This window comes from Microcoleus sp. K5-D4 (assembly GCF_036704575.1).
Lineage (GTDB): Bacteria > Cyanobacteriota > Cyanobacteriia > Cyanobacteriales > Microcoleaceae > Microcoleus.
In genome coordinates this window covers 40,656-61,823 of the sequence record NZ_JAUBSD010000037.1, presented here as the reverse complement: position 1 = coordinate 61,823, position 21,168 = coordinate 40,656, and the positions used below count along the sequence as shown (strand labels likewise).

General features: G+C 44.5%; 15 protein-coding genes. 7 read left to right on the top strand and 8 right to left on the bottom strand.

Annotated features, from left to right (window positions below; translation table 11 throughout):
- A partial coding sequence (locus QUA77_RS13895) for a hypothetical protein (protein ID WP_333450625.1) occupies positions 1–318 on the bottom strand: 318 nt, incomplete at its 3' end.
- Here QUA77_RS13895 and QUA77_RS13890 point away from each other — a divergent pair.
- A complete protein-coding gene (locus QUA77_RS13890; RefSeq protein ID WP_333450624.1) occupies positions 294–839 on the top strand; it encodes a hypothetical protein in 546 nt (181 codons plus the stop codon). The genes QUA77_RS13895 and QUA77_RS13890 overlap by 25 nt on opposite strands.
- 120 nt (positions 840–959) lie before the next feature.
- The gene (locus QUA77_RS13885) at positions 960–3,731 is read left to right on the top strand and encodes a methyltransferase domain-containing protein (protein ID WP_333450622.1); all 2,772 of its coding nucleotides are present in this window, start codon (positions 960–962) and stop codon (positions 3,729–3,731) included.
- A 243-nt stretch (positions 3,732–3,974) separates the two neighbouring features.
- Here QUA77_RS13885 and QUA77_RS13880 read toward each other — a convergent pair whose 3' ends face one another.
- The 4 genes from QUA77_RS13880 to QUA77_RS13865 all read right to left on the bottom strand — a co-directional run bounded on the left by QUA77_RS13880 (position 3,975) and on the right by QUA77_RS13865 (position 11,372).
- On the bottom strand, positions 3,975–8,768 hold the full coding sequence (locus tag QUA77_RS13880) for a tetratricopeptide repeat protein (protein WP_333450620.1): 4,794 nt from the start codon (positions 8,766–8,768) through the stop codon (positions 3,975–3,977).
- A 96-nt stretch (positions 8,769–8,864) separates the two neighbouring features.
- Complete coding sequence (locus tag QUA77_RS13875; protein WP_333036689.1) at positions 8,865–9,083, bottom strand: hypothetical protein; 219 nt, start codon at positions 9,081–9,083, stop codon at positions 8,865–8,867.
- 152 nt (positions 9,084–9,235) lie between these two features.
- Positions 9,236–9,841 carry a 50S ribosomal protein L25/general stress protein Ctc gene (locus QUA77_RS13870; protein ID WP_333059165.1) on the bottom strand — a complete coding sequence of 202 codons (606 nt, stop codon included), beginning with the start codon at positions 9,839–9,841 and terminating at the stop codon, positions 9,236–9,238.
- Positions 9,842–10,034: 193 nt separating this feature from the next.
- Complete coding sequence (locus QUA77_RS13865; RefSeq protein ID WP_333182403.1) at positions 10,035–11,372, bottom strand: adenylosuccinate synthase; 1,338 nt, start codon at positions 11,370–11,372, stop codon at positions 10,035–10,037.
- A gap of 254 nt (positions 11,373–11,626) precedes the next feature.
- Here QUA77_RS13865 and QUA77_RS13860 point away from each other — a divergent pair, with 254 nt between their 5' ends.
- The 5 genes from QUA77_RS13860 to QUA77_RS13840 all read left to right on the top strand — a co-directional run bounded on the left by QUA77_RS13860 (position 11,627) and on the right by QUA77_RS13840 (position 18,945).
- Positions 11,627–12,664 (top strand): adenosine deaminase, encoded by a 1,038-nt coding sequence (locus QUA77_RS13860; RefSeq protein ID WP_333036693.1) that lies wholly within the window; start codon positions 11,627–11,629, stop codon positions 12,662–12,664.
- A gap of 321 nt (positions 12,665–12,985) precedes the next feature.
- Positions 12,986–14,290 (top strand): aspartate aminotransferase family protein, encoded by a 1,305-nt coding sequence (locus QUA77_RS13855; protein WP_333036696.1) that lies wholly within the window; start codon positions 12,986–12,988, stop codon positions 14,288–14,290.
- A gap of 268 nt (positions 14,291–14,558) precedes the next feature.
- A complete protein-coding gene (locus tag QUA77_RS13850) occupies positions 14,559–16,037 on the top strand; it encodes a TldD/PmbA family protein (protein WP_333450617.1) in 1,479 nt (492 codons plus the stop codon).
- 132 nt (positions 16,038–16,169) lie between these two features.
- On the top strand, positions 16,170–17,516 hold the full coding sequence (locus QUA77_RS13845; RefSeq protein ID WP_333450616.1) for a TldD/PmbA family protein: 1,347 nt from the start codon (positions 16,170–16,172) through the stop codon (positions 17,514–17,516).
- Positions 17,517–17,820: 304 nt separating this feature from the next.
- Positions 17,821–18,945, top strand: coding sequence for a THUMP domain-containing protein (locus QUA77_RS13840; RefSeq protein ID WP_333045060.1), 1,125 nt, complete (start codon positions 17,821–17,823; stop codon positions 18,943–18,945).
- A gap of 206 nt (positions 18,946–19,151) precedes the next feature.
- On the opposite strand, the gene hpxZ is transcribed toward QUA77_RS13840, so the two are convergent.
- The 3 genes from hpxZ to QUA77_RS13825 all read right to left on the bottom strand — a co-directional run bounded on the left by hpxZ (position 19,152) and on the right by QUA77_RS13825 (position 21,161).
- Entirely contained in the window at positions 19,152–19,544 is a 393-nt protein-coding gene (hpxZ, locus tag QUA77_RS13835) for an oxalurate catabolism protein HpxZ (protein ID WP_333450613.1), read from the bottom strand.
- Positions 19,545–19,635: 91 nt separating this feature from the next.
- Positions 19,636–20,055, bottom strand: a complete 420-nt coding sequence (locus QUA77_RS13830; RefSeq protein ID WP_333293063.1) for a peptidylprolyl isomerase — start codon at positions 20,053–20,055, stop codon at positions 19,636–19,638.
- Between the two features lie 236 nt (positions 20,056–20,291).
- Positions 20,292–21,161: a prohibitin family protein gene (locus tag QUA77_RS13825; RefSeq protein ID WP_333450611.1), complete on the bottom strand. Its 870-nt coding sequence runs from the start codon at positions 21,159–21,161 to the stop codon at positions 20,292–20,294.
- Positions 21,162–21,168: the final 7 nt, after the last annotated feature.

Genomic DNA, 21,168 nt, shown 5'->3' with positions numbered 1-21,168 from the left:
CTCAACAAGAGTTGGAGCAGTCGAACTCTCAACTACATCAGGCTCAACAAGAGTTGGAGCAGTCGAACTCTCAACTGCATCAGGCTCAACAAAAACTAGAACAAACTCAGCTTCAATCGCATCAGACGGAAGCAGTATTGGAACAATCACAGTCTCAATTACATCAGATGGAAGCAGTATTGGAACAATCGCAGTCTCAATTCCATCAGATGGAAGCAGTATTGGAACAATCACAGTCTCAATTCCATCAGATGGAAGCAGTATTGGAACAATCACAGTCTCAATTCCATCAGATGGAAGAAGTATTGGAACAATCACAGTCTCAATTACATCAGACTCAAAGAGAGTTCAAGGAGACTCAACTTCAATTACATGCAACCCAGCTAGAGCTAAACTTTACCAACACTCAGTTACACCAAATTCAGAGAGAATTAGAAGATGCCAACACTCAGTTACACCAAATTCAGAGAGAATTAGAAGATGCCAACACTAAGTTACATATAAGAGACAGGGAATCGGAGCGAGATCAGTTCCAAAAAACTCTAGCGCCTCATCAGCCAATACAAGAGAGTCACATGCAGTACGAACTTTTAGTATGGGATGCTTGGTACGCTTACCAAAATGAAAATTTGATTCAAATGCAAGAGTGCCTAAAGCAGTCTTTAAAATGTACTCCTTTCTCACCAACAGAAACAGTCCTTAAATGGATAGAAAGCTTTAGTAAGTTAGCCTTTAAAAAGGGCGAGGGATTTGATGCCAAATCACTAACTAATTCCGCAGAATGGAAACAATTGATGAGCCGGGTACTTGTAGCTAAGCCAATGTCACACAGAAGCTAAACGTCTTACAAGCGTTAAGCTGCTACTTTTTGAGTAGTATAGTAGCGAAGGTTAATTGGTCAGCTTTTTTCATAAATTGCACAAGGAAATTTCGACAGAATCAAACTAAAGGAGAATGTAATGGAATACTTGAAAATAGATTTGGGTTGTGGACCTAACAAAAAAACTGGAACTCTTGGTATAGATTATATTGCTTATCCTGGTGTTGATTATGTCCTGAATTTAGAAAAAGACCCACTACCATTTTCCGATAGTTCTGTGGACTATATATACTCTTCGCATTTTCTTGAACATATAGACGATCCATTTCAACTGTTCAAAGAAGTTAGTCGCATTTGCGTTAACAAGGCTCAGTTAGAGTTTTGGACACCATACGCATGGGAGAACTCAGCCTTTATTTTTGGGCACAAGAAGTTTTACCAAGAAGATGATTATATGCACCTATGTGTCTGGTTTCCCCATTTTTGGGAAGCCAGTTTAAAAGCCAGATGGCTACTAAAAGAATTGGTCTATACAATAGAGCCAAAAGTTTTGATAGATTTATATAAAAATGGCATTCAATTAGACTTTGCTATCAAATATTACAAAGGTGTTGTCAAAGAGTTTGGAGCAATAATTGAGGTTCGACAAAACTATCAAGGAGAAATCGTACAACCTCAATACAGCTTTTGCACTAATCGTTTAGCTCAAAGGTACCCCATACAATCTCTTGCAGTAAAGGTCAATGAAACAGAAGACGATCTAGCTGAAGCGATCAACTGGTTTCAGATGAAACAGGAGCGTTTACAAACAAACTTGCACCCAAATCAGATCTTATTGGCTCGCTCGCAATCACAGCCTGATGAGACTGAAGTACGCCCTGATGAGACTCAAGTACAATCCGATCAACCGCAAATCACCAGCGGTGTAAACTTGCGCTGGCAAATTGCCGAGCGTTATTTATCAGGAAATGGCATTGAGGTTGGAGCGTTGCATTCACCCCTAGAAGTTCCTGCCAATGCTAAAGTCCGTTATGTAGATAGGATGCCAGTCGCGGAACTCAGAAAGCAATATCCAGAACTGGCAGCACATGAATTGGTAGAAGTTGACATTGTTGATGATGGAGAAGCTTTGTCATCCATAGCGGATGCTTCCGTCGATTTTGTCATCAGCAATCACATGATTGAACATTGCCAGAATCCGATTGGGACAATTGAGCAGCACTTAAGGGTTGTTAAACCTGGTGGAGTTATGTACATGGCTATACCAGACAAGCAGTACACTTTTGACTGCGATCGCCCCGTAACAACTCTGGAGCATTTGATTCGTGATTATACTGAAGGGCCTCAATGGTCAATGAAAGCCCACTTTGAAGAATGGGTCAGGTTAGTTATGAAAACTCCAGAAGCAGAAGTCGCAGAGCAAGTTGAACAGTTAATTAATATAAGTTATAGTATTCATTTTCATGTTTGGACTAAACTAGATTTTCTGAACCTGCTTTTATATTGTAAGGAGCAATTGTTTTTGCCGTTTAATATCGAGTTCAGTCAAGAAAATGGCATTGAATTCATTGTCATTTTGAGAAAAATAGAGTCGCTTTTACCAACTGAATTAGAGCTACAATCCAATTACTTCGATAGTAATACTCAACCAGTAAAGGGTGAAAATCAGACTCACGCTCACCAAGAAATATGGCTGCCACAGCTAGAAAAAATCCAGACCCATCTGAATAAGTCTCAATCTTGGTTACAGGATATTCAGGTAGGATTAACTCAAAAGCAGTTAAAAATTCAGCATGCTCAAGAGAGATTAGAAAAAAAATATTTGAGCTTACCGTCACTTGTAAAGTTTGCATTTATTAGTGGCTGTCCTGCTGCTTCCTATATTTACAGATGTCATCATCAAGCTGAAATGCTAAGGCTTGTGGGTTTTGAAGTGGAAATTTACATGACCTGTACATTTCCTTATGATGAACTCATCGATAAAAAATATCCCATTGTGGTAGCTCATCGTATTGCTCGTACAGATGAATTTGAAAACTTTGTTGTCCAAGCTCATGCTCTCGGAATGAAAATTATCTATGAACTAGATGATCTAATATTTGACGTAGACCGATTGCATCAAGTCGATCTATACAATAACTTCGATATAGAACAAAAGAAGATTTTTGTCGATCAAGTCAAGCGCAATCGTCAGGCTATAGAACTTTGCGATGGTGTAGTGGTAAGCACCAATAGGTTAGAAGAGGAAATCAGAATTAATTTTCCAGGCATACCCGTTATCATTTCCAGAAATCGTATTAGTCAAAAAATGGAGGAAGAAGCTATCCAAGCTCGCTTAAGGGAAATTCCCCAGGATAAGTTCATTCGGATTGCCTATTTTAGTGGGACGAAAAGCCATCAGAAAGACTTTGCCGAATGCGTTGATGGTTTGTACAATATTCTTCAGGAATTTCCCGATGTTCGTTTAATGATAGTTGGGTATCTAGATATTCCCAAATCATTGCATGAATTTAGCGCTCAAATTGAAATGTTACCCTTTGTAGATCCGAGCGAGTTACCATATCTGTATAGAAAAGTGGATATTAATCTCGCACCTCTCGAAAGCAAAAACGATTTTACTGAGTGTAAAAGCGAACTTAAATACTTCGAGGCAGGACTTCTCGGTGTACCAACTGTTGCTTCTAGCACGAGTGGCTTTCAGCTAGCAATTAAAAATGGATTTAATGGGCATTTATGTAGTAGTACCAGAGAATGGACTGATACGCTTCGGGAATTAGTAACTAACCCTGAATTGCGACACAGGATTGGACAAAGAGCGCTTGAAGATGTTAATAGCCGGTATCTTACCAGAGTAGCTGCATATGAAACACTTCAGGCATGGCAAAACCTGTTCAAAAAAATATGGCTATAGCAGTTTTCCACTGTCGTGCTGCCTATCTTTTTTGAACACAAGTGGGCGGAATCTTCATTCAATATGGGTTTCTGGCGGGGTTGTCACCCCGCCAGTTAAAATTCATTACTTTTCAATCAATGCGGATGGGATTTCCAATCTGTCTGCATCATTTGAGGCTGACTGCTGAGATTATCTGCGATCATTGGATTTGACATGATATTAATGCTCCTTTGAGGTGAATGTATATTTCTGGAAACTTCACTAAACTGCTGGATTATCTAAAAGCCACTTAGCTTTCAAATATGCAACAAATAACGATCGCAAGTCAAGTTCGGTTTTCATCGATTTGTTTCTATCGTATTGGCGAACTTCAAAAGTTTTATACTCCTCTAAATATCGTTGAGCCATAGTTTCATAAGAAATCAAGGGATATCGTTGAGTGTTTGCCTTCATCCTAGGTAGTTCATCAGGATTGCTAGCTAGGGAGGCTAAAACTTCTAGTAAGCCATCCGCCGAGACCGATTTACTAACCCATCCTACATTGTATTCTCTCACTCGTTCAGCGATCGCACCTAGATGTGTCGTAATAATTGGTATGCCTAATGACAAAACTTCATCGGCTACCAAACTGTAAGTTTCAGACCAAACTGCTGGCAGGATAACCACATCGGTATGTTTTAGCAACTCTGGCAGATCTTGTCTATTATAAGCACCGCGAAACTCAATATGTTTCTTGAGCGACTCCATAGTAGAATTATCGGTCGTTTCTACACAACCACCATACCCTTCAAAAACAAAGTTATTTCTTAATTCTTCTTGAGTGGCAACTTTTTCTAATAAATCTATTATCAAATGCGCCCCTTTTGTGTAAGTCACAAAATTCCCAACAAAGGCTACTTTAATTGGCAAGGATTGATTGTTGACAACAGTATTATTTGTCCTCAATTGCACCCGTCTATCGTTCTCTAATTCTTTCAAAGCCCCATGTCTAATCACCGTAATTTTATCGCTCAAATCGGGATATTCTCTAGCAAAGTATGACCCCGCAGCAGCAGAAGGTGAAATTATCTCAGATGCACCGGTGAATAGTTCTTGACATATACTATGCCAATTTTGTCTTAAGTCTTTTCCTTCTCCGAATAACGACTGACTGCATTCCTGACAATATACTTCGCTTTTGTGTTCAAAACAAAATTGTGCATTTTTGTCTAGCAGGTTATAGCTGGGGCAAATAAAGTAGTAATCATGCGTGGAAATAATGTAAGGTATCTGCATTTTATTGAGGACAGATACAACATCTCGTAAAGGCCAGCGAAACAAATGGTGAATATGTATTATGCTGGGAGCAAAATATTGTAGTATTCCTCGAAACGTTTTCTGAAAATCGGGATGATTGGACAGGTAAGGACGATGCTTTAGACCAGGACAGTTAAATTCAAACTTAAACTTTTCGTCTTTGAAAAAGACAGTAAGGACAACTGTTTCTTTTTCTGTTGCATACAGAGTATAAACAGGTCGATTTGGACTGATTTCTGCAATCAATGCAGCGCAGTGATATTCAGTTCCTCCCAAAGGAGCATTGGCTATACTCTCTGTATCGTTGTGAAGAATGAAGCAAATTGGTGACAAGCGCTTAAGTTCTGCCAAACGCTGATGAAGCTGGATATTAGCAATAATATATTGAAATGGTCTGGCGTTAATGAAGTTGCCCACATCTTCGAGATATGTTGGATGTAACTTAGACATCTGTTGTAAATTGACAGTGGCGATTTCTTGCTTTTCTGCTCCAAAAGATTTACTGCCTGCATGGTAAACAAATGTTGAATCATCAATGATGTGAGAATATCCCTTCTGAGCGGCTCTGTAGCAAAAATCATTTTCTTCTCCATAGCCCTTTCCAAAATTTAATTCGTCAAAATAGCCTACTTTATTCAAAACTTCGCGTTTAATGTACATACAGAAACCGACACCCGTTGGAATAGTAGGATAGTGCCGCCACGAAATTCGATTAATTAAATCTGCAAAACTATCAATAGTTTGATTGGGTGGAATATTATTTTCCTGTAGCCAACTGGGAACAGAACATATTGTACCGTTATTGGTCAAAGGAGTAACAGTAGCTATTTGAGCGTCGGAGTAGGCAGCAATAATTAGGTTTTCGAGCCAATTTGCTGTCAATACTGTGTCACTGTTAACCAAGATAATATCTCGCCCTTGAGCAGTTTTAAACGCCAAATTACAAGTTTTGACAAAACCAAGGTTTTTGGCATTCTTTATTAACGTTACCTGGGGATAATGGGATGAAAAGTGAGTTGTCAACTCGGTTATCCTTTCATCTGTACTGGCATCGTTAACGATTAAAATCTGGTGTTTACAGTCTGTATATTTTAACAAAGATTCCAGACATTTTTTGGTGTCTTCATAGGCATTGAATATGGGTATCACCACAGTTACGTCAGGGTGACAATCAATAGCTTTTGTTTGAAAATAAATTTTCCCATCCTTTTCTCCCTGGTTAGCTAAATTACCTCCCAAATATTCATAACACCAAGAAGCATCTGTTTTTGGGTTAAGTTGAAATGCACGTCGGTAACAAGCAACGGCTTCATCCCACTGTTCTTGTTTAGCCAGAGCTTCCCCCAAGTAGTAATAATCTAAACATGAGCTCTGGTCAAGGTTAATAACATAGCGATAATGAGCTATTAACTCATCTAAGGAATTTTTTTTTTTCAGGACACTCTCTAAATTTCGGGTGATTTCAGCATCGCCCGGCCGAATTTGCAACGCCATCTGATAAAAGACGATCGCCCCATCCGGCCAACTGTGCCGCACCAAAGCATCAGCCAACTCAACATAAAGGTCAGCATCATTCGGCGCAATCTCCAGGGCCTTGTGATACAACTGCACGTCATCACGATTATCCTGAATCGCCCGCCGGTACAAACGCATCGCCTCCTTCAAATCCCACTGCGATCGCATCCTCAAAGCATCAGCCAACTTTTGCGAAAGCCAGGGCAAATCCGCCTGAATTTCCGCAGCGCGGCGGTAAGCGGCGATCGACTCATCCCACCGTTCCAGTTGCTCAAAAGCCGTTCCCATGTTGTAATAAGTCCACGGAAAATCGGGATTCAACTCGGCCGCGCGTCGGTAAACATCGATCGCTTCCTCCCACCTTTCCATTTCTAGCAGCACGTCGCCCAATTTGCTCTGCGACCAGAAGAAATTCGGATTAACGTCGTTAGCACGCCGGTAGGCAACAACCGCCTCATCCCAACGTTCCAAATTCACCAGCGCTTCTGCTAAATTGTTGTGCGCCCAAAAATGCTCTGGATTGAGTTCGATCGACCTTCGGTAAGCCGAAATTGCCTCATCCCACCTTCCCAGTTTAATTAGCGCGTCTGCTAAATAGTTGTGCGACCAACTGAAATCAGGATTTAATTCTGTTGCTTTCCGGTAAGACTCTACAGCTTCTTCCCACCGTTCCAACTTCAGCAACACATCCGCTAAATTGTTGTGAGACCAGCTAAAATCAGGATTTAATTCGATCGCCTTGCGGTAAGCATTTACAGCTTCTTCCCACCGTTCCAACTTAACCAGCGACTCAGCTAAATTGTTGTGCGACCAAGAAAGATCGGGATTGTTTCTAATAGCATTAGTGTAAGCATCTACCGCCGCTTCCCACTGTTCTTGACCCTTAAGAATTTCGCCCAATTCGTGATAAGCTGCCCCAGCATTTGGGTTCAACTCAACCGCGCGCCGGTAACACTCAATTCCCTTATCTACCTTACCTTGCTCGATCAAAGTTTTGGCTAAATTCTCGTGTTCCTCAGCCGTGCCGGATTTGGGGTCGATCGCAAATGCTCGATACCAAGCCTCAGCCGCCTCCTCTGACTTGCCTAACTGCGTCAAAAGTTTTGCAAAATTGCGAAAAGCACCGGCAAAGTCCGGTTTCAGGGCGATCGCCTTTTCGTAAGCAGAAACCGCTTGTTGCCACTGTTCTTGCTGCGCGCAAATGCTGCCGTAATTAGCGTATGCTTCGGCAAAATTTGGGTTAATTTCTATTGCTTTGACATAGCAACTTTTAGCTTCATCAATTTTGCCACCAGCTTGCAGGGCGTTGCCCAGCATTTTGTAAAGGGGCGCTTCCGGCTTAATTTGCAGTGCCTTCTTGCAAGCTGCGATCGCCTGTTCCAATTTACCCTGAGCAAAATAGCCTTCTGCCAATATTTTGTATGCTTCTGGATCTTCTATATTAATTGTAGAATTAACTGCCTGCTGCTGCACTGGCTGCTGCACTGGCTGCTGCACTGGCTGCTTGACTGCGGTTGCTGCCGGCTGCTGCTTAACTGCACCGTTTTTTGCAGTGGCACCCGCTAAAGTTTGCTGTCCCTCGCTGCCATTTCTCGCCTGAGCTGCGTTCAGTTCAATAGCTTTGCGATAATATGCTGTCGCTTCCTCTAACTTGCCTTGTTTTTTTAGCGCTTCGCCCAAATTTTGGTAAGCAGTCGCCACATTAGGATTTAATTTTATGGCGCGATCGTAACAAGCGATCGCTTCGGGGTATTTTTCCTGCCGAAAAAAAGCGTCGCCCATATTCAAGTGTTCCCCAGGGGCTACTTTTTCCGGTTCCAAACTAAATGCTTGATACCAGCACTGCTGCGCTTCTTCCGGTTTGCTAATTTGTCCAAATACTTTTGCTAAATTCCGGTACACTCCCGCGAAATTCGGCTTAATCGCGATCGCCTTTTGATAAAATCCGATCGCCTCCTGCCATTTTTGCTGCTGCGCGCCAAGACTACCTAAATTCGCGTATACTTCCGCAAAATTCGGTTCTATTTCAATCGCTTTAGCGTACCAGTGCCGCGCCTCTTCCATCCTGCCTTGAGCTTGCAGCGCGTTGCCCAAAGTCTTGTAAGCTGGTGCAAAATTGGGGTGAATCTTCAAAGCTTGCTCGCAGGATGCGATCGCTTCTTCTATTTTTCCTTGGGATAAGTATGTTTCTCCCTGTTGGTTAAATTGAACCGCTGTTGATTCTGTATTCACTGTTGATGGCATATGGGCGGCGGCTCCAGAGGCAGGAATTAAATAAGGTAGTCTAAACGTTTCACAATTATACTCGCGTTTGACACTAAGAGTAGCGGGCTTGTTCCCCTAATTCTTAATTTTTTTGATTCCCGCTGCTGGCGAGGAACCGGGATTCTCGGCTGATTTTTTGATTTTACGGCTAAAGATGTAAGAATTCAGTACGGTTTCTGGCGGATTTGCGCGCCCGTCCAGACTTTTGTACCTTCCGGTCGATCGCCCGTTTTGTAAAGCAAAGTAAACAATGCCGCTTCTTGCTTGTGGGAGGCTTTGTTGTGGACGGCGCAAGGGAGTCCACCTAAAAAATATTACAAACGGCGCAAAATCGGCGATCGAACCCAAACGAGAATAGCCTTTTTAGCAAAAAACGATCGCCCTTTTGCGAGAAAGCGATCGCCCTTTTTTTCAACCATTAGTTAACAACTATTAGCAATTACTAATTAAGCTGCTGCGGCTGCGTCTTCTTCTGCGTCTTCTGCTTCAGAACCTGCTTGAATTCCCAGCACGGTAACAACCACCTGATCTGGTTCGCCGAGAGCTACCACTCCCGCAGGCAAAACTAATTCGTGAATGTGCAGCGCATCCCCTAACTTTAAATTAGAAATATCTACTTCAATTGCTTCAGGAATGCTGTCAGGTTTGCACTTAACTGCCAGTTGCGTCAGCACGGTATCCAAGATGCCGCCTTCTAACTTGACGCCGACAGCTTCGCCGACAAAATTCAGCGACACTTCAACTTCCAGGGAGTCTTGAGTTGCCACGGAGAAAAAGCTCAGGTGGTAAGGATAGCCCTTCCAAGGATGAACTTGAACTTCACGCAGCAAGGTTTTTCCGCTCCAAGAGAGGTCGGGAATGCTGAGGTCAATTAGGGTATTGTTGACTACGTGCTTTTTGAGCAGGTGTTCAACTGTTTTGGCTTTGATGGTAAGGGAAATAGATTCAGAGCCTTTGTGGCCGTAGAGGACGGCGGGAATCAATCCAGAGCGGCGGAGGGCGTTAGGTTTGCTGCCTTCTGCCCGCTTTTGACATTCTACTGCGAGTTCCATTTTATGACTTTCTGTTGATTGTTTTTACATTTTATCAAATTTATGCTACAGCGATCGAAGTTAATTAAATTCGCTGAATATTTGATAATAATAACTGGGAATTGGGAATTGGGAATTTGGCTATTCTCCGAATCTCGGTCTCTTCAGCTCACCCAATCTCCCCATCAATATTTCCCAATCTAAAATCTCAAACCTAAAATGGTTTGGCGGGATGGCCGTCTGCTGAAAGCAAAGCGCGTTTCGGACCGTGAATCGGGTCTTCTACAATAATAGTTTGGTCGCGGCTGGCACCGAGAGAAACAATTGCGATCGGCACTTCCATCAAGTCTGCCAAAAACTTTAGATAATCCAATGCTTGCGGCGGTAAATCTTCCAAATTCCGGCACTCTTCCGTAGATTGTTTCCAACCGGGAATGGTTTCGTAAATAGGTTTGCAGCGAGCAAAGATCCGGGAACTTTTCGGGAAATCAACACATCTTTCGCCGTCAATTTCGTAAGCAACGCAAACTTTTATTTCTTCTAATTCATCCAAAACATCTAGTTTGGTAATTGCCAGACAGTCAAGGCCGTTGATGCGGACTGCGTAGCGGCCGATTACCGCGTCGAACCAACCGCAGCGGCGTTTCCTGCCCGTTGTCGTGCCGAATTCTGCACCTCTCTCGCCCAAAATTGCGCCTATTCCATCTACCATTTCGGTAGGGAAGGGGCCTTCTCCGACGCGGGTTGTATAAGCTTTTGCTACGCCAATTACGCGATCGATCGCTGTTGGGCCGACTCCCGTTCCCACACAAGCACCGCCAGCGATGGGATTGCTCGAAGTAACGTAAGGATAAGTGCCGTGGTCTAAGTCTAATAAAGTGCCTTGCGCGCCTTCAAACAGAATATTTTTCCGCTTGTGAATTCCCTCATAAATTTTCAGGGAACTATCTACTACGTGCGGTCGCAAACGTTCCGCATAAACTCGATATTCATCAATTACATCTTGCGGATTTAGAGGCGGCAAATTGTAGAGTTTTTCGAGAAGGACATTTTTACAATTAATCGTCCATTCCAGTTGTTCTTGCAATCCTTCCAAGTCCATTAAATCGAGCATCCGAATGCCAGTGCGTTCGGACTTGTCGGCGTAAGTAGGGCCAATTCCGCGTCCCGTCGTCCCGATTTTATAATTTCCCCGCTGGGTTTCCGATGCTACATCAATTAATCGATGATAGGGCATCGTTACGTGAGCAGTTTCCGAAATCATCAGCGAGGCCGTCGAAATATTCAGTGCCTCTAGCTGGTCTAACTCTGCAATTAAAACTTTGGGGTCGATGACCGTACCGCAGCCGATAATACACTCTTTATCAGGGTAGAGAATCCCAGACGGAATTAAGTGCAGCTTGAAAGTCTGACCGTTAACTACCACGGTGTGACCCGCGTTGACGCCCCCTTGGTAGCGGACAACGATATCTGCGGATTTGCTGAGCAAATCGGTAATTTTGCCTTTTCCTTCATCGCCCCACTGGGCGCCGATCACAACTACGTTAGCCAAGGGTTTCTCGCGTTCAGTTCAGGTTGACACAATCTCCGATTATCTATGAATGCGTCCCAAATGTCAATCAATTTTAAATTTTAGATTTTGGATTGGAGATTTGAGAGGCTACGCCACGGATACATCGGTTCACACGTCGATCAGATACGCAAATTAGTGAGAGCCGATCCACAGACGAGTCCGGGGGCAACACACCCAATTGCTTTCGGTCAAATTAATTTTTGTTACAATCGAGAAAATTGAGGCTTTTTGCCATGACTTTACACGCTGAGTTGCACCGCCATCTGGGTGGTTCTGTCGTTCCTAGGGTGCTGTGGCGGTATTTCGATCGCCACAATGCTGAGATGGTTAATCGATTTCAAAAATACTCGGATTTTGAGGAATTTTACACTCGTCCCCGCAATACTCTCAATGAGTATTTGGAACTGCACACGCTGGTAGAAAGCGTTCAAACTGTTGAGACTTTGCCTTATTTTATCTATCGGTTGATGCGGGGCGCTTACGTGTTTGAAAATATGGCTTATTTGGAGTTGCGCTATACGCCTTATTTGCGGACTCCAGAACATTTGGAACAGTCAGAACGCATTGATTTGATGGCAGAAATTGTAAAAGTTGTGGGCAAGGCAAGTCAAATTAGCGATTGTCCGATTGTTACCAGCCAAATTTTGTGTATGCACTCGCGTTTGCCTTATGAAGTGAATCGGGCGATCGTAGATTTGGCGGCCGGGATGCGAGAATATGTTTGCGCGATCGATATAGCTGGGGGCGATGATTGTATTGGCGAGCGTTTGGAGGAGTTTGTCGGATTGTACCAGTATGCGAGGTCGATCGGCATCAAAACTACCGGCCACCTCTACGAAACTACGTCTGGTTGTTATCCCGAACTTCTGCCTTATCTGATGCGTATCGGCCACGGGATTCAAATTCCGTTAAAATATCCCGAACTGCTGCCAGAAGTCGCGCGCAGGGGTCAATGCTTGGAAGTTTGCCCGACTACCTATCTCAAAACGGGGACGTTGCAGGATATGCGCGAATTGAAGGTTGTGTTCGATCGATGTTTTGAAGCTGGCGTCGATATTGCCATTTGCACCGACAACGCCGGATTGCACAACGTGCGATTGCCTTTTGAGTACGAGAATTTGTTAACTTTGGATATCATTGATTTTCGGCAGTTGCAAGCGTGTCAAGAAGCTGCTTTCCGCCATGCTTTCGCCTGGCCCTACGGGGAGCGGCCAGTGAAAATGCTAACTGGTTTGTTGCAGCATGAGTCTGTGGGGGCGATCGTTAATTAGCTAGTTTTTGTCATTAAACATCAAGTTTTTAGGTAACTTAAAAACCCGGTTTGTTTTTATGTTAATTAATGAACCGGGTTTTTTATCTGATATCTCTGCGGCTAGGAAAGCCATCGCCAAGATTTAGGATTGCGGCAGTGATTTTATTTCATTTGTGAATGATATTTTTTTTACTAACCGCAGAGGGCGCAGAGGAGATAGAAAAGATAGAAAGAGGGAGAGAGGTGTTTTGTAAACTTATAATAAGCGTCTGGCGATCGGCAATCGGTAGCAAGTTATAGTTTGAAGGCAGAATCATCAATATAAAAAGATAAAAAAACGATGACAAATATGGATGCTTACTGGATGCCCTTCACTGCCAACCGACAGTTTAAAGCCAATCCGCGAATATTGGTTTCGGCAAAAGATATGCACTTTACAAGCGATGATAACCGCTCAATTTTAGATGGTACTGCGGGGCTGTGGTGCGTGAATGCAGGACACGCCCGCGAGACAATTGCCGAAGCAGTTAAACAGCAGGTTTTGCGTTTGGATTACTCTCCGGCTTTTCAGATGGGGCATCCAGGTGCTTTTGAATTGGCGGAACGTTTGGTAAAGATGATTCCGGGCAATTTCGATCGCGTTTTCTTTACTAATTCGGGTTCGGAATCTGTAGAAACTGCTTTAAAAATTGCGATTGCTTATCACCGGGTGAAAGGTGAAGGAACTCGCCAAAGATTGATCGGTAGGGAACGCGGCTATCACGGCGTTGGTTTTGGGGGAATTTCTGTCGGCGGTATCGGTACAAACCGCAAGTTTTTTGGCAGTTTGCTCACGGGAGTCGATCATTTGCCTCACACTCACAATCTCGAACACAATGCTTTCAGCCGCAAACAACCGGAATGGGGAGCGCATTTGGCGGATGAATTGGAGCGGATTGTCGCTTTGCACGATGCGTCTAATATTGCAGCGGTAATTGTGGAACCGGTGGCTGGTTCTACAGGGGTTTTGATTCCGCCGAAAGGTTATTTGGAGCGACTGCGGGCGATTTGCGACAAATACGGAATTCTGCTGATTTTTGATGAGGTCATTACCGGATTCGGACGGCTTGGCTCTAGTTTTGCTACTGAATATTTTGGGGTAGTGCCCGATATTGTGACGGCGGCGAAAGGGATAACTAACGGTACGGTGCCGATGGGGGCGGTGTTTGTGAAAGAGGGGATTTATGATGCTTTTATGAATGCTCCTGAAAATGCGATCGAGCTTTTTCACGGTTATACTTATTCTGGTCATCCTCTGGCTTGTGCGGCTGCTCTGGCGACCCTGGATATTTATGAGGAAGAAAGGTTATTTGAACGAGCCGATAAGATGGCTGGTTACTGGGAAGATGCGGTGCATTCTTTGAAGGGAGTGCGGCACGTAATTGATGTTCGGAATCTGGGACTGGTAGCGGGTATTGAGTTGGAATCTATTGCTGGGAAGCCTGGGAAACGGGCTTTTGATTGTTTTCTTCAGTGCTATGAAAAAGGGTTGCTAATTCGGACGACGGGTGATATTATTGCTTTGTCGCCACCGCTGATTATTGAGAAGGAACATATCGATCGCCTTGTGGAAATTTTGACAGGGGTTTTGCAGGAGATGGAGTGAGATTAAACTGAGATATTGCCCCATGATAAACAACAGGCAAGATGCCTGTTCCACAAAGAGTGAATTTATATTGTGGGGTGGGTATCCTGCCCGCCATTAAACTCACTCTTTGTACTATTTTTAAGAATAGGCAAGATGCCTGTTCCACAAAGAGTGAATTTATTGTTGGGTGGGCATCCTGCCCGCCCATAGAAGGCTTGTTGAAAATGGTTCAAAAAATTGAAAAGCGCTATAATAATTAACAACTAACGACGAATGACGAATAACTATGGTGCAATTAACTGCAAAAATCTCTGCTAACGAGTTAGCAAATTTGGCTGTAGATTTGATTCGGAAAACAGGTTGCGAGTACGGTGATGTGCGTTTTTGCAGTTATCGAAGGCAGAATCTTTACGCGCGCGATCGATCTTTAAGTCAACTGTCAGATAATGTAAGTTCCGGTTTTGGCGTGCGAGTGCTTCTAGACGGCGCTTGGGGGTTTGCCGCCAGTCACAGCAAAACGCCGGCAGAGGTTGCAAGAATAGTCGCTTTGGCTGTAGAAATCGCTAAAGGCAGCCGCTTAACTCAGAAGGAACCGGTGCGGTTAGTGCCTGTCGAAAAATATGTCGATACCTACATTACTCCCATCGCCATTGACCCTTTTTCGGTACCGGTTGCTGATAAAGCGGAACTGCTGCTAACTATCAACGAGAAGCTGCTAGCACACGGCGCACAAGGCATCAAAAAAGCTGATTCTTTTTTGCAGTCAAGCCGCGAAGACAAGGTTTTTGCTTCTACAGAAGGCTCGCTAATCGAACAAACAATCTATCGCAGCTATCCGGGTTTTAGCTGTACGGCAATTGCAGGCGGCGATGCCCAAAGTCGCAGTTACGAACGCCCGCCCCTGAATATCGGTTACGAACATATTAATCCCGATGATTTGTTGAGTCAAGTCGAAAGAGTTGCCGCCGAAGCTATTGAGAAAGTCCGCGCTCCCAAAATCGCTGCGGGTATTTGCAAATCCATGATTCTCAAGCCGACAAATTTGTATTTGACAATCCACGAATCAGTAGGACATCCAACTGAATTAGACCGGGTTTACGGCTACGAATCTAATTTTGCTGGCACCAGCTTTGCTACTACTGATAAGTTAAATAAACTGCAATATGCTGCACCTTGGGTAAATTTTAAGTGCGATCGCACTCAGCCAGGGGGCCGCGGTACAATGGGTTACGATGATGAGGGCGTAAAATCACAAGATTGGTACGTTGTCAAGGATGGAATTTTAGTTGATTATCTCACTGACAGAGAGACGGCTTATCGCCTCGGACGCGGTAGCAGCAACGGTTCTGCTTACGCTGACAGTTGGTCGAGCGTGCCGATGGTGAGAATTCCCAATTTGGGATTGGAGCCGGGCCCGGATGGCGGCAGCCATACTGCTACTTTGACAGAGATGATTGCTGATACCGAAGACGGGATTTTAATCGACGGTATCGGTAGTTATTCAATCGACCAGCAGCGGCGCAATTTTCAATTCGGCGGCGATGCTTTTTGGAAGGTGGAAAAAGGTAAAGTTGTCGGTATGTTGAAGGATGTAACTTATCAGGCGATGACTACTGATTTCTGGAATCAAATAGATGCGATCGGGCCGGCTTCGGAGCAGGTTCAGTGCGGTACTAATATGTGCGGAAAGGGCGAGCCGATGCAAGTTGCTCAAATGACTCACGCTTGTGTGCCGGTGCGAGTGAGGGATATTCAAATTGGGTAATAGGGCATGGGGCATCGGTTCTTAGTTATTAGTTAATTGCTAACAATGCCCAATGCCCAATGTCCAATTTGCCATGCCCAATTCGCCATGCCCAATTCGCCATGCCCAATTCGCCATGCCTAATTACTAATCATGATTGTAACAACATCGCCCGCAAGTTTAAGTGAAGACCAAGCCTTATCAGTAGTAGAAAAAGCAGTCAAACTATCCAAAGCAGAGGAAGTATTTGTCAGTCTCTCTACTGGCGAGGAATCTCTTTCGAGATTCTCGGAAAATCAAATCAGTCAAAATATCAGCAAAACTGTATTTAACCTGAGCATTACTAGCTATTTTGGCAACAAAAGCGCCTCTGCTGCTGTTACAGAATTTGATGAAGATGCGATCGCCTCTGCAGTCAAGCGATCGGAAGAATTGGCCCGAATTGCGCCGGCAGACCCCGAATGGATGCCGCTGCTGCCACCTCAAACCTACGATTTGCGATCGCCCGCCTTTGACACGGCAACGGCAACTGTATCGCCTTTAGCACGGGCCGAAATGGTGCAGCAAGCTTGCGCCATTGCTTCCCAGGGGGGCGCTCACGGTTCGGGCACTTTGAGCGCTGAGGCGTCGCTGTACGCGATCGCCTCGTCAACCGGACTCCGCGCCTGCAACCAGTCTACACAGGCGGATTTCAGCTTGACTGCTCGCGTTGAAGACGGTTCTAGCTGGGCGAGGAGCACTGCTTGGAGTATCAACGAATTGCCCATCGCCGAATTAGCAGAACAAGTGCTCGATCGGGCGATCGCATCCCGCAACCCGCGCCCCATCACTCCGGGCGTTTATCCGGTAATCCTTGACGGCGCTGCTTTTGGGGGGTTGCTACCGTGGGTGATTTGGGGGCTGGATGCGAGGGCGGCGGATGAGGGACGATCGTTTATGTCGATCGCCGATGCAGAGGGAAAACCAGCGGGAAACCGCGCGGGGGAACAACTTTTCAGCCCGTTAGTGCAAGTGCAGCGCGATCCGGCTCATCCTTTGCTGCGATCGAATACTTTTTTCGGCGACGGATTGAGCAATAACTATTTGGAAATCGTCAAAGATGGCGTCCCTCAAAGTTTGTCTTATTCCCGCTACTGGGCCGCACAAAAAGGTAAAGAGGCAAAAGGTGCTTATTACCCGATTGTAATGACAGGTTCCGACCAAAGTTTAGCAGATTTAATTGCTCAAACCGAGCGAGGAATTTTTGTTAGTCGAGCTTGGTACGTGCGCTACGTTAATCCGAAAACATTGGAAGTAACGGGGATGACTCGCGACGGTACTTTTTGGATTGAGGATGGCAAAATTGCTTACCCGATTAAAAACCTGCGTTTCAATCAAGTTTTACCTGATATGTTGCGCGATGTGGATGCAGTTAGTGCGGTGAAGCGTTACGGCGGTAATGTCGTGCCCGGAGTGCGTGTAAAAGCTTTTAATTTCACGAGTATTACTGACAGTTTGTGACTTGCAAGGGTGAGGTGTGCGGAAACTCACCCGGAGGAGTCGAAATTATTCATCTCTCTCTTCTCTTTATCTGCGTAAATCCGCGTCAATCTATTGTCATCTGCGGTTCTAGAAATTCTCTTTTTTTAACCGCAGATACAGGCAGATAAACACAGATTAACGCAGATGAATTATATCAATTGCGGTTGCACCGTCGGAGATTGTTGACTGTTGACTCGATTTTACAATTCCGATGGTACCGGATTTGATATAATTTAGGGCTATCGAGAAAAACCAATTCCCAATTCCCAATTCCCAATTATCAATGAATCAATATTTTGCTACAGTTGCGCGCGGTTTAGAAACTATTGCCGCCCAAGAATTAGAACGTTTAGGGGCGCAGGATGTCAAGCCAGATTTTACTGGGGTTTACTTTGCGGGCGATCGCGCTTTATTGTACCGCGTCAATCTGTGGTCGAGAACAATTTTTCGAGTGCTAATGCCGATCGCCGAATTCCGGTGTTACAACTCGGATATGCTCTACCGCGAAGTGCAAAAAATCCCTTGGGACGAATACTTATATCCCGACAATACTTTAGCAGTAAACTGCACCGGCGGCAACGAAAATTTGAACCACACTCACTTTACAGCTTTGCAGGTCAAAAATGCGATCGCCGACCAACAGCGCCTTCAATTTAACAAGCGTTCTAATGTTGATGTAGAGAATCCCGATTTGCTAATTAACATTCACATTCATCAAGATAGAGCTATTTTAAGCTTAGACAGTTCTGGCGGCAGTTTGCACCGCCGGGGATATCGACCGGCGATGGGGCTTGCTCCCCTGAAAGAAACCCTAGCTGCGGCTTTGTTGGAGATGGCAGAATGGACGCCTGATTTGCCGTTTTTAGACCCGATGTGCGGTTCTGGAACTTTGCCTTTGGAAGCGACGTTAAAGGGCTTGAATATTGCACCGGGATTGTTTCGAGAAAAGTTTGGATTTATGAGTTGGCGCGATTTTGACGAACCTTTGTGGGATAAATTGTGGGCCGAAGCTGAAAATAGTGAGTTACCGGAACTTAAAGAGGTGATTGCAGGGTGCGATCGCGATTCCGATATGTTAACTCAAGCTCGCACGAACGCGCAGCAAGCTGGTATTTCCGGTAAGATTCAGTTTGCTCAAACCGAGTTATCTCAGTTGGAAGCCCCCGCAGACAGAGGCGTTTTGATTTGCAATCCTCCTTACGGAGAGCGCCTGGGAGATGCTAGCGAATTGGGAGATTTGTACAAGATGTTGGGGGATATTTTTAAGAACCGTTTTAAAGGTTGGAATGCGTTTATTTTGACAGGAAATAAGGAGTTGGGTAAAAAGGTTGGACTCAGAACATCGCGGCGAATTCCAGTTTTTAATGGGTCGATTCCGTGTACTTTGCTTAAATATGAACTGTATTAGAGGATCGGAGCCGGGAAAATAGCGGTAATGACGAAGCTACTGCAAAAGTGGAGAACCAAGAAACCAGAAGATAGGTGACAAGGCAGAGAGAGGCACTAATAGTAAAAGAAAAAAAGAATATCTGCGGAATTAAATGGCTCAACAATAATCAAATTCAAATACCGACAGGGGAAATTATTTCACCTTGATCGGAGGTGAATCACCGCTCATCCCTCCATCGGCAAAAAAGAAACGTGAGCGGAAACAATCTTCCACCCTTGAGGAAACTTGCGCCACATCTGACTCTGCCGCCCCAGCCGCACCACTCCATCCATCACACGGCGAAATTCCAGCGTCACAGCCGCGGTGTCTGCATCGAAAGTCACGACTTTGAGGTTGAACATTTCTCGATCGACATTTACAGGCGATCGTCCTTTGCGAAAAGCCCTCACCTCATCGCTCCCGTAGAGGTTCTCCGTCACCCCAAACCGCACGACTTCCGGCGCATCCCAGAACAAATTATCGAGAGTTTCAATATCATTCGTACAAAGAGCTTTTTCGTATTTTAAATATAGTTTAGTTAACTCAGCCACCACAGCAGAATCATTGATAACAGTCATAAATTGTAGATTTTAAAACTCTTAACTTTCACAAGTTGTGTTTGCAATAAGGACGAAAATCCTTACTACAAACACAACTAATTACGGGAAATTAATGCTCAATTTTGAGCGAAATAATCTTGTCACCTTGGCGGATAGCATTGACGACAGACATATCCTCAGTTTTGCCAAAAGTTGTGTGAACTCCATCTAAATGAGACTGGGGAGAATGGCAAATAAAGAATTGGCTACCACCCGTATCTTTACCTGCGTGAGCCATCGATAAAGTTCCTGCCAAATGTTTGTTCGAGTTGATTTCACACTTGATTTTGTAGCCGGGGCCGCCAGTTCCATTGCCTTTTGGACAGCCACCTTGAATCATAAAGTTAGGAATGACTCGGTGAAAGGACAATCCATCGTAAAAACCTTTTTCCGCCAAGTCAACAAAATTCTTCACAGTGTTAGGCGCATCCGCATCGAACAATTCCAAATTGATTGTGCCTTTGTCGGTTTCCATTATAGCGCGGGTCATGATTTTTCCTTGCTTCCTAAAATGAGTGTGTTGCCTGCGTGTTAATTGCGGACTTCGCTTTTATAGCGACAGGTTTCAAACTGTCGTTATATTGTGGCTTTCAGAAGTGTAGCATATTCCCGCAACTCTCATAGGACTTATGTGCGCTTTCGGAGGAAACCCGGTTTATTGCGAGATTTCTGGTTAGCAAAGCCAATATTTTCGGATACACGGGGTTTGTTACCCTCTGTCATATTTTAATTGTTGGTCACTGGCGGGTGATCGGGTTCTTCCTGAATATCGCTCATATTAAAAATGAAAGGAACCCGACTCGAACCTGCGCCCATAACCAACACTTTTGGCATCTGAGCGCCGCCGCTTCTCCAAGCTTCGATCGCCTCTTTTTGCAGAACTAAATTGCCGCCCTGAGCCTTCAAAGTTTCCGCCAACAGCCTTTGAGCTTCAGCCCTACCTTGAGCGCGGTTAATGTCAGCTTGAGCCTGTTGTTCTGCTTCCTGAGCCACATAAACAGCCCTTTGCGCTCGCTGTTCAGCAACCTGTTTCTCCTCAACCGCTTTCGCAAAATCTGCGGAGAATCGAATGTTAACAACGCTCGTATCGAGCACGATTACATCATACTTGGATAGCCTTTCCTTCAGCGCAGTATCAAAGTCTCGCTTCAGTTCACTTCTTTGAGTAATAGATTGTTCGGCGGTTCTCAGTGCAGCGGCTGTTTTAAATGCTTCTTGCGTCTGAGGAGCAATAATTTTTGATACTATATTCTCCAAAGTTCCTTGAGTCCTTCTGATATCCACTATTTTCTCAGCATCAAGGCGAAAATTGATCGCAAAACTAGCATTTAAATCCTGGAGGTCTTTAGTAGCACTCTGGGCGGGAACTTCAAATTTTTGCACTGTTACATCGTACACATCTACCTTGGATATTAGCGGGGGTCTGAGGTGAAACCCCTCTAACAATGCTCCATCTGTGGCTTTTCCTAAAACGCTAACCACCCCGGCTTCACCTGGATTGATAACGACGAAAGAGTTTAAGCCGAGGAGTAGCACACTTACTAATATAATTCCAGCGATTGCTGATGATATGCTTTGGAAACTTTGACTTTTCAACTTACAC

Bases quoted from the DNA above. Each gene is read 5' to 3' on its own strand.
- QUA77_RS13890 (WP_333450624.1), top strand. From the start codon at position 294: ATGGAAGAAGTATTGGAACAATCACAGTCTCAATTACATCAGACTCAA.
- QUA77_RS13885 (WP_333450622.1), top strand. From the start codon at position 960: ATGGAATACTTGAAAATAGATTTGGGTTGTGGACCTAACAAAAAAACT.
- QUA77_RS13880 (WP_333450620.1), bottom strand. From the start codon at position 8,768: ATGCCATCAACAGTGAATACAGAATCAACAGCGGTTCAATTTAACCAA.
- QUA77_RS13870 (WP_333059165.1), bottom strand. From the start codon at position 9,841: ATGGAACTCGCAGTAGAATGTCAAAAGCGGGCAGAAGGCAGCAAACCT.
- QUA77_RS13860 (WP_333036693.1), top strand. From the start codon at position 11,627: ATGACTTTACACGCTGAGTTGCACCGCCATCTGGGTGGTTCTGTCGTT.
- QUA77_RS13855 (WP_333036696.1), top strand. From the start codon at position 12,986: ATGACAAATATGGATGCTTACTGGATGCCCTTCACTGCCAACCGACAG.
- QUA77_RS13850 (WP_333450617.1), top strand. From the start codon at position 14,559: ATGGTGCAATTAACTGCAAAAATCTCTGCTAACGAGTTAGCAAATTTG.
- QUA77_RS13845 (WP_333450616.1), top strand. From the start codon at position 16,170: ATGATTGTAACAACATCGCCCGCAAGTTTAAGTGAAGACCAAGCCTTA.
- QUA77_RS13840 (WP_333045060.1), top strand. From the start codon at position 17,821: ATGAATCAATATTTTGCTACAGTTGCGCGCGGTTTAGAAACTATTGCC.
- hpxZ (WP_333450613.1), bottom strand. From the start codon at position 19,544: ATGACTGTTATCAATGATTCTGCTGTGGTGGCTGAGTTAACTAAACTA.
- QUA77_RS13830 (WP_333293063.1), bottom strand. From the start codon at position 20,055: ATGACCCGCGCTATAATGGAAACCGACAAAGGCACAATCAATTTGGAA.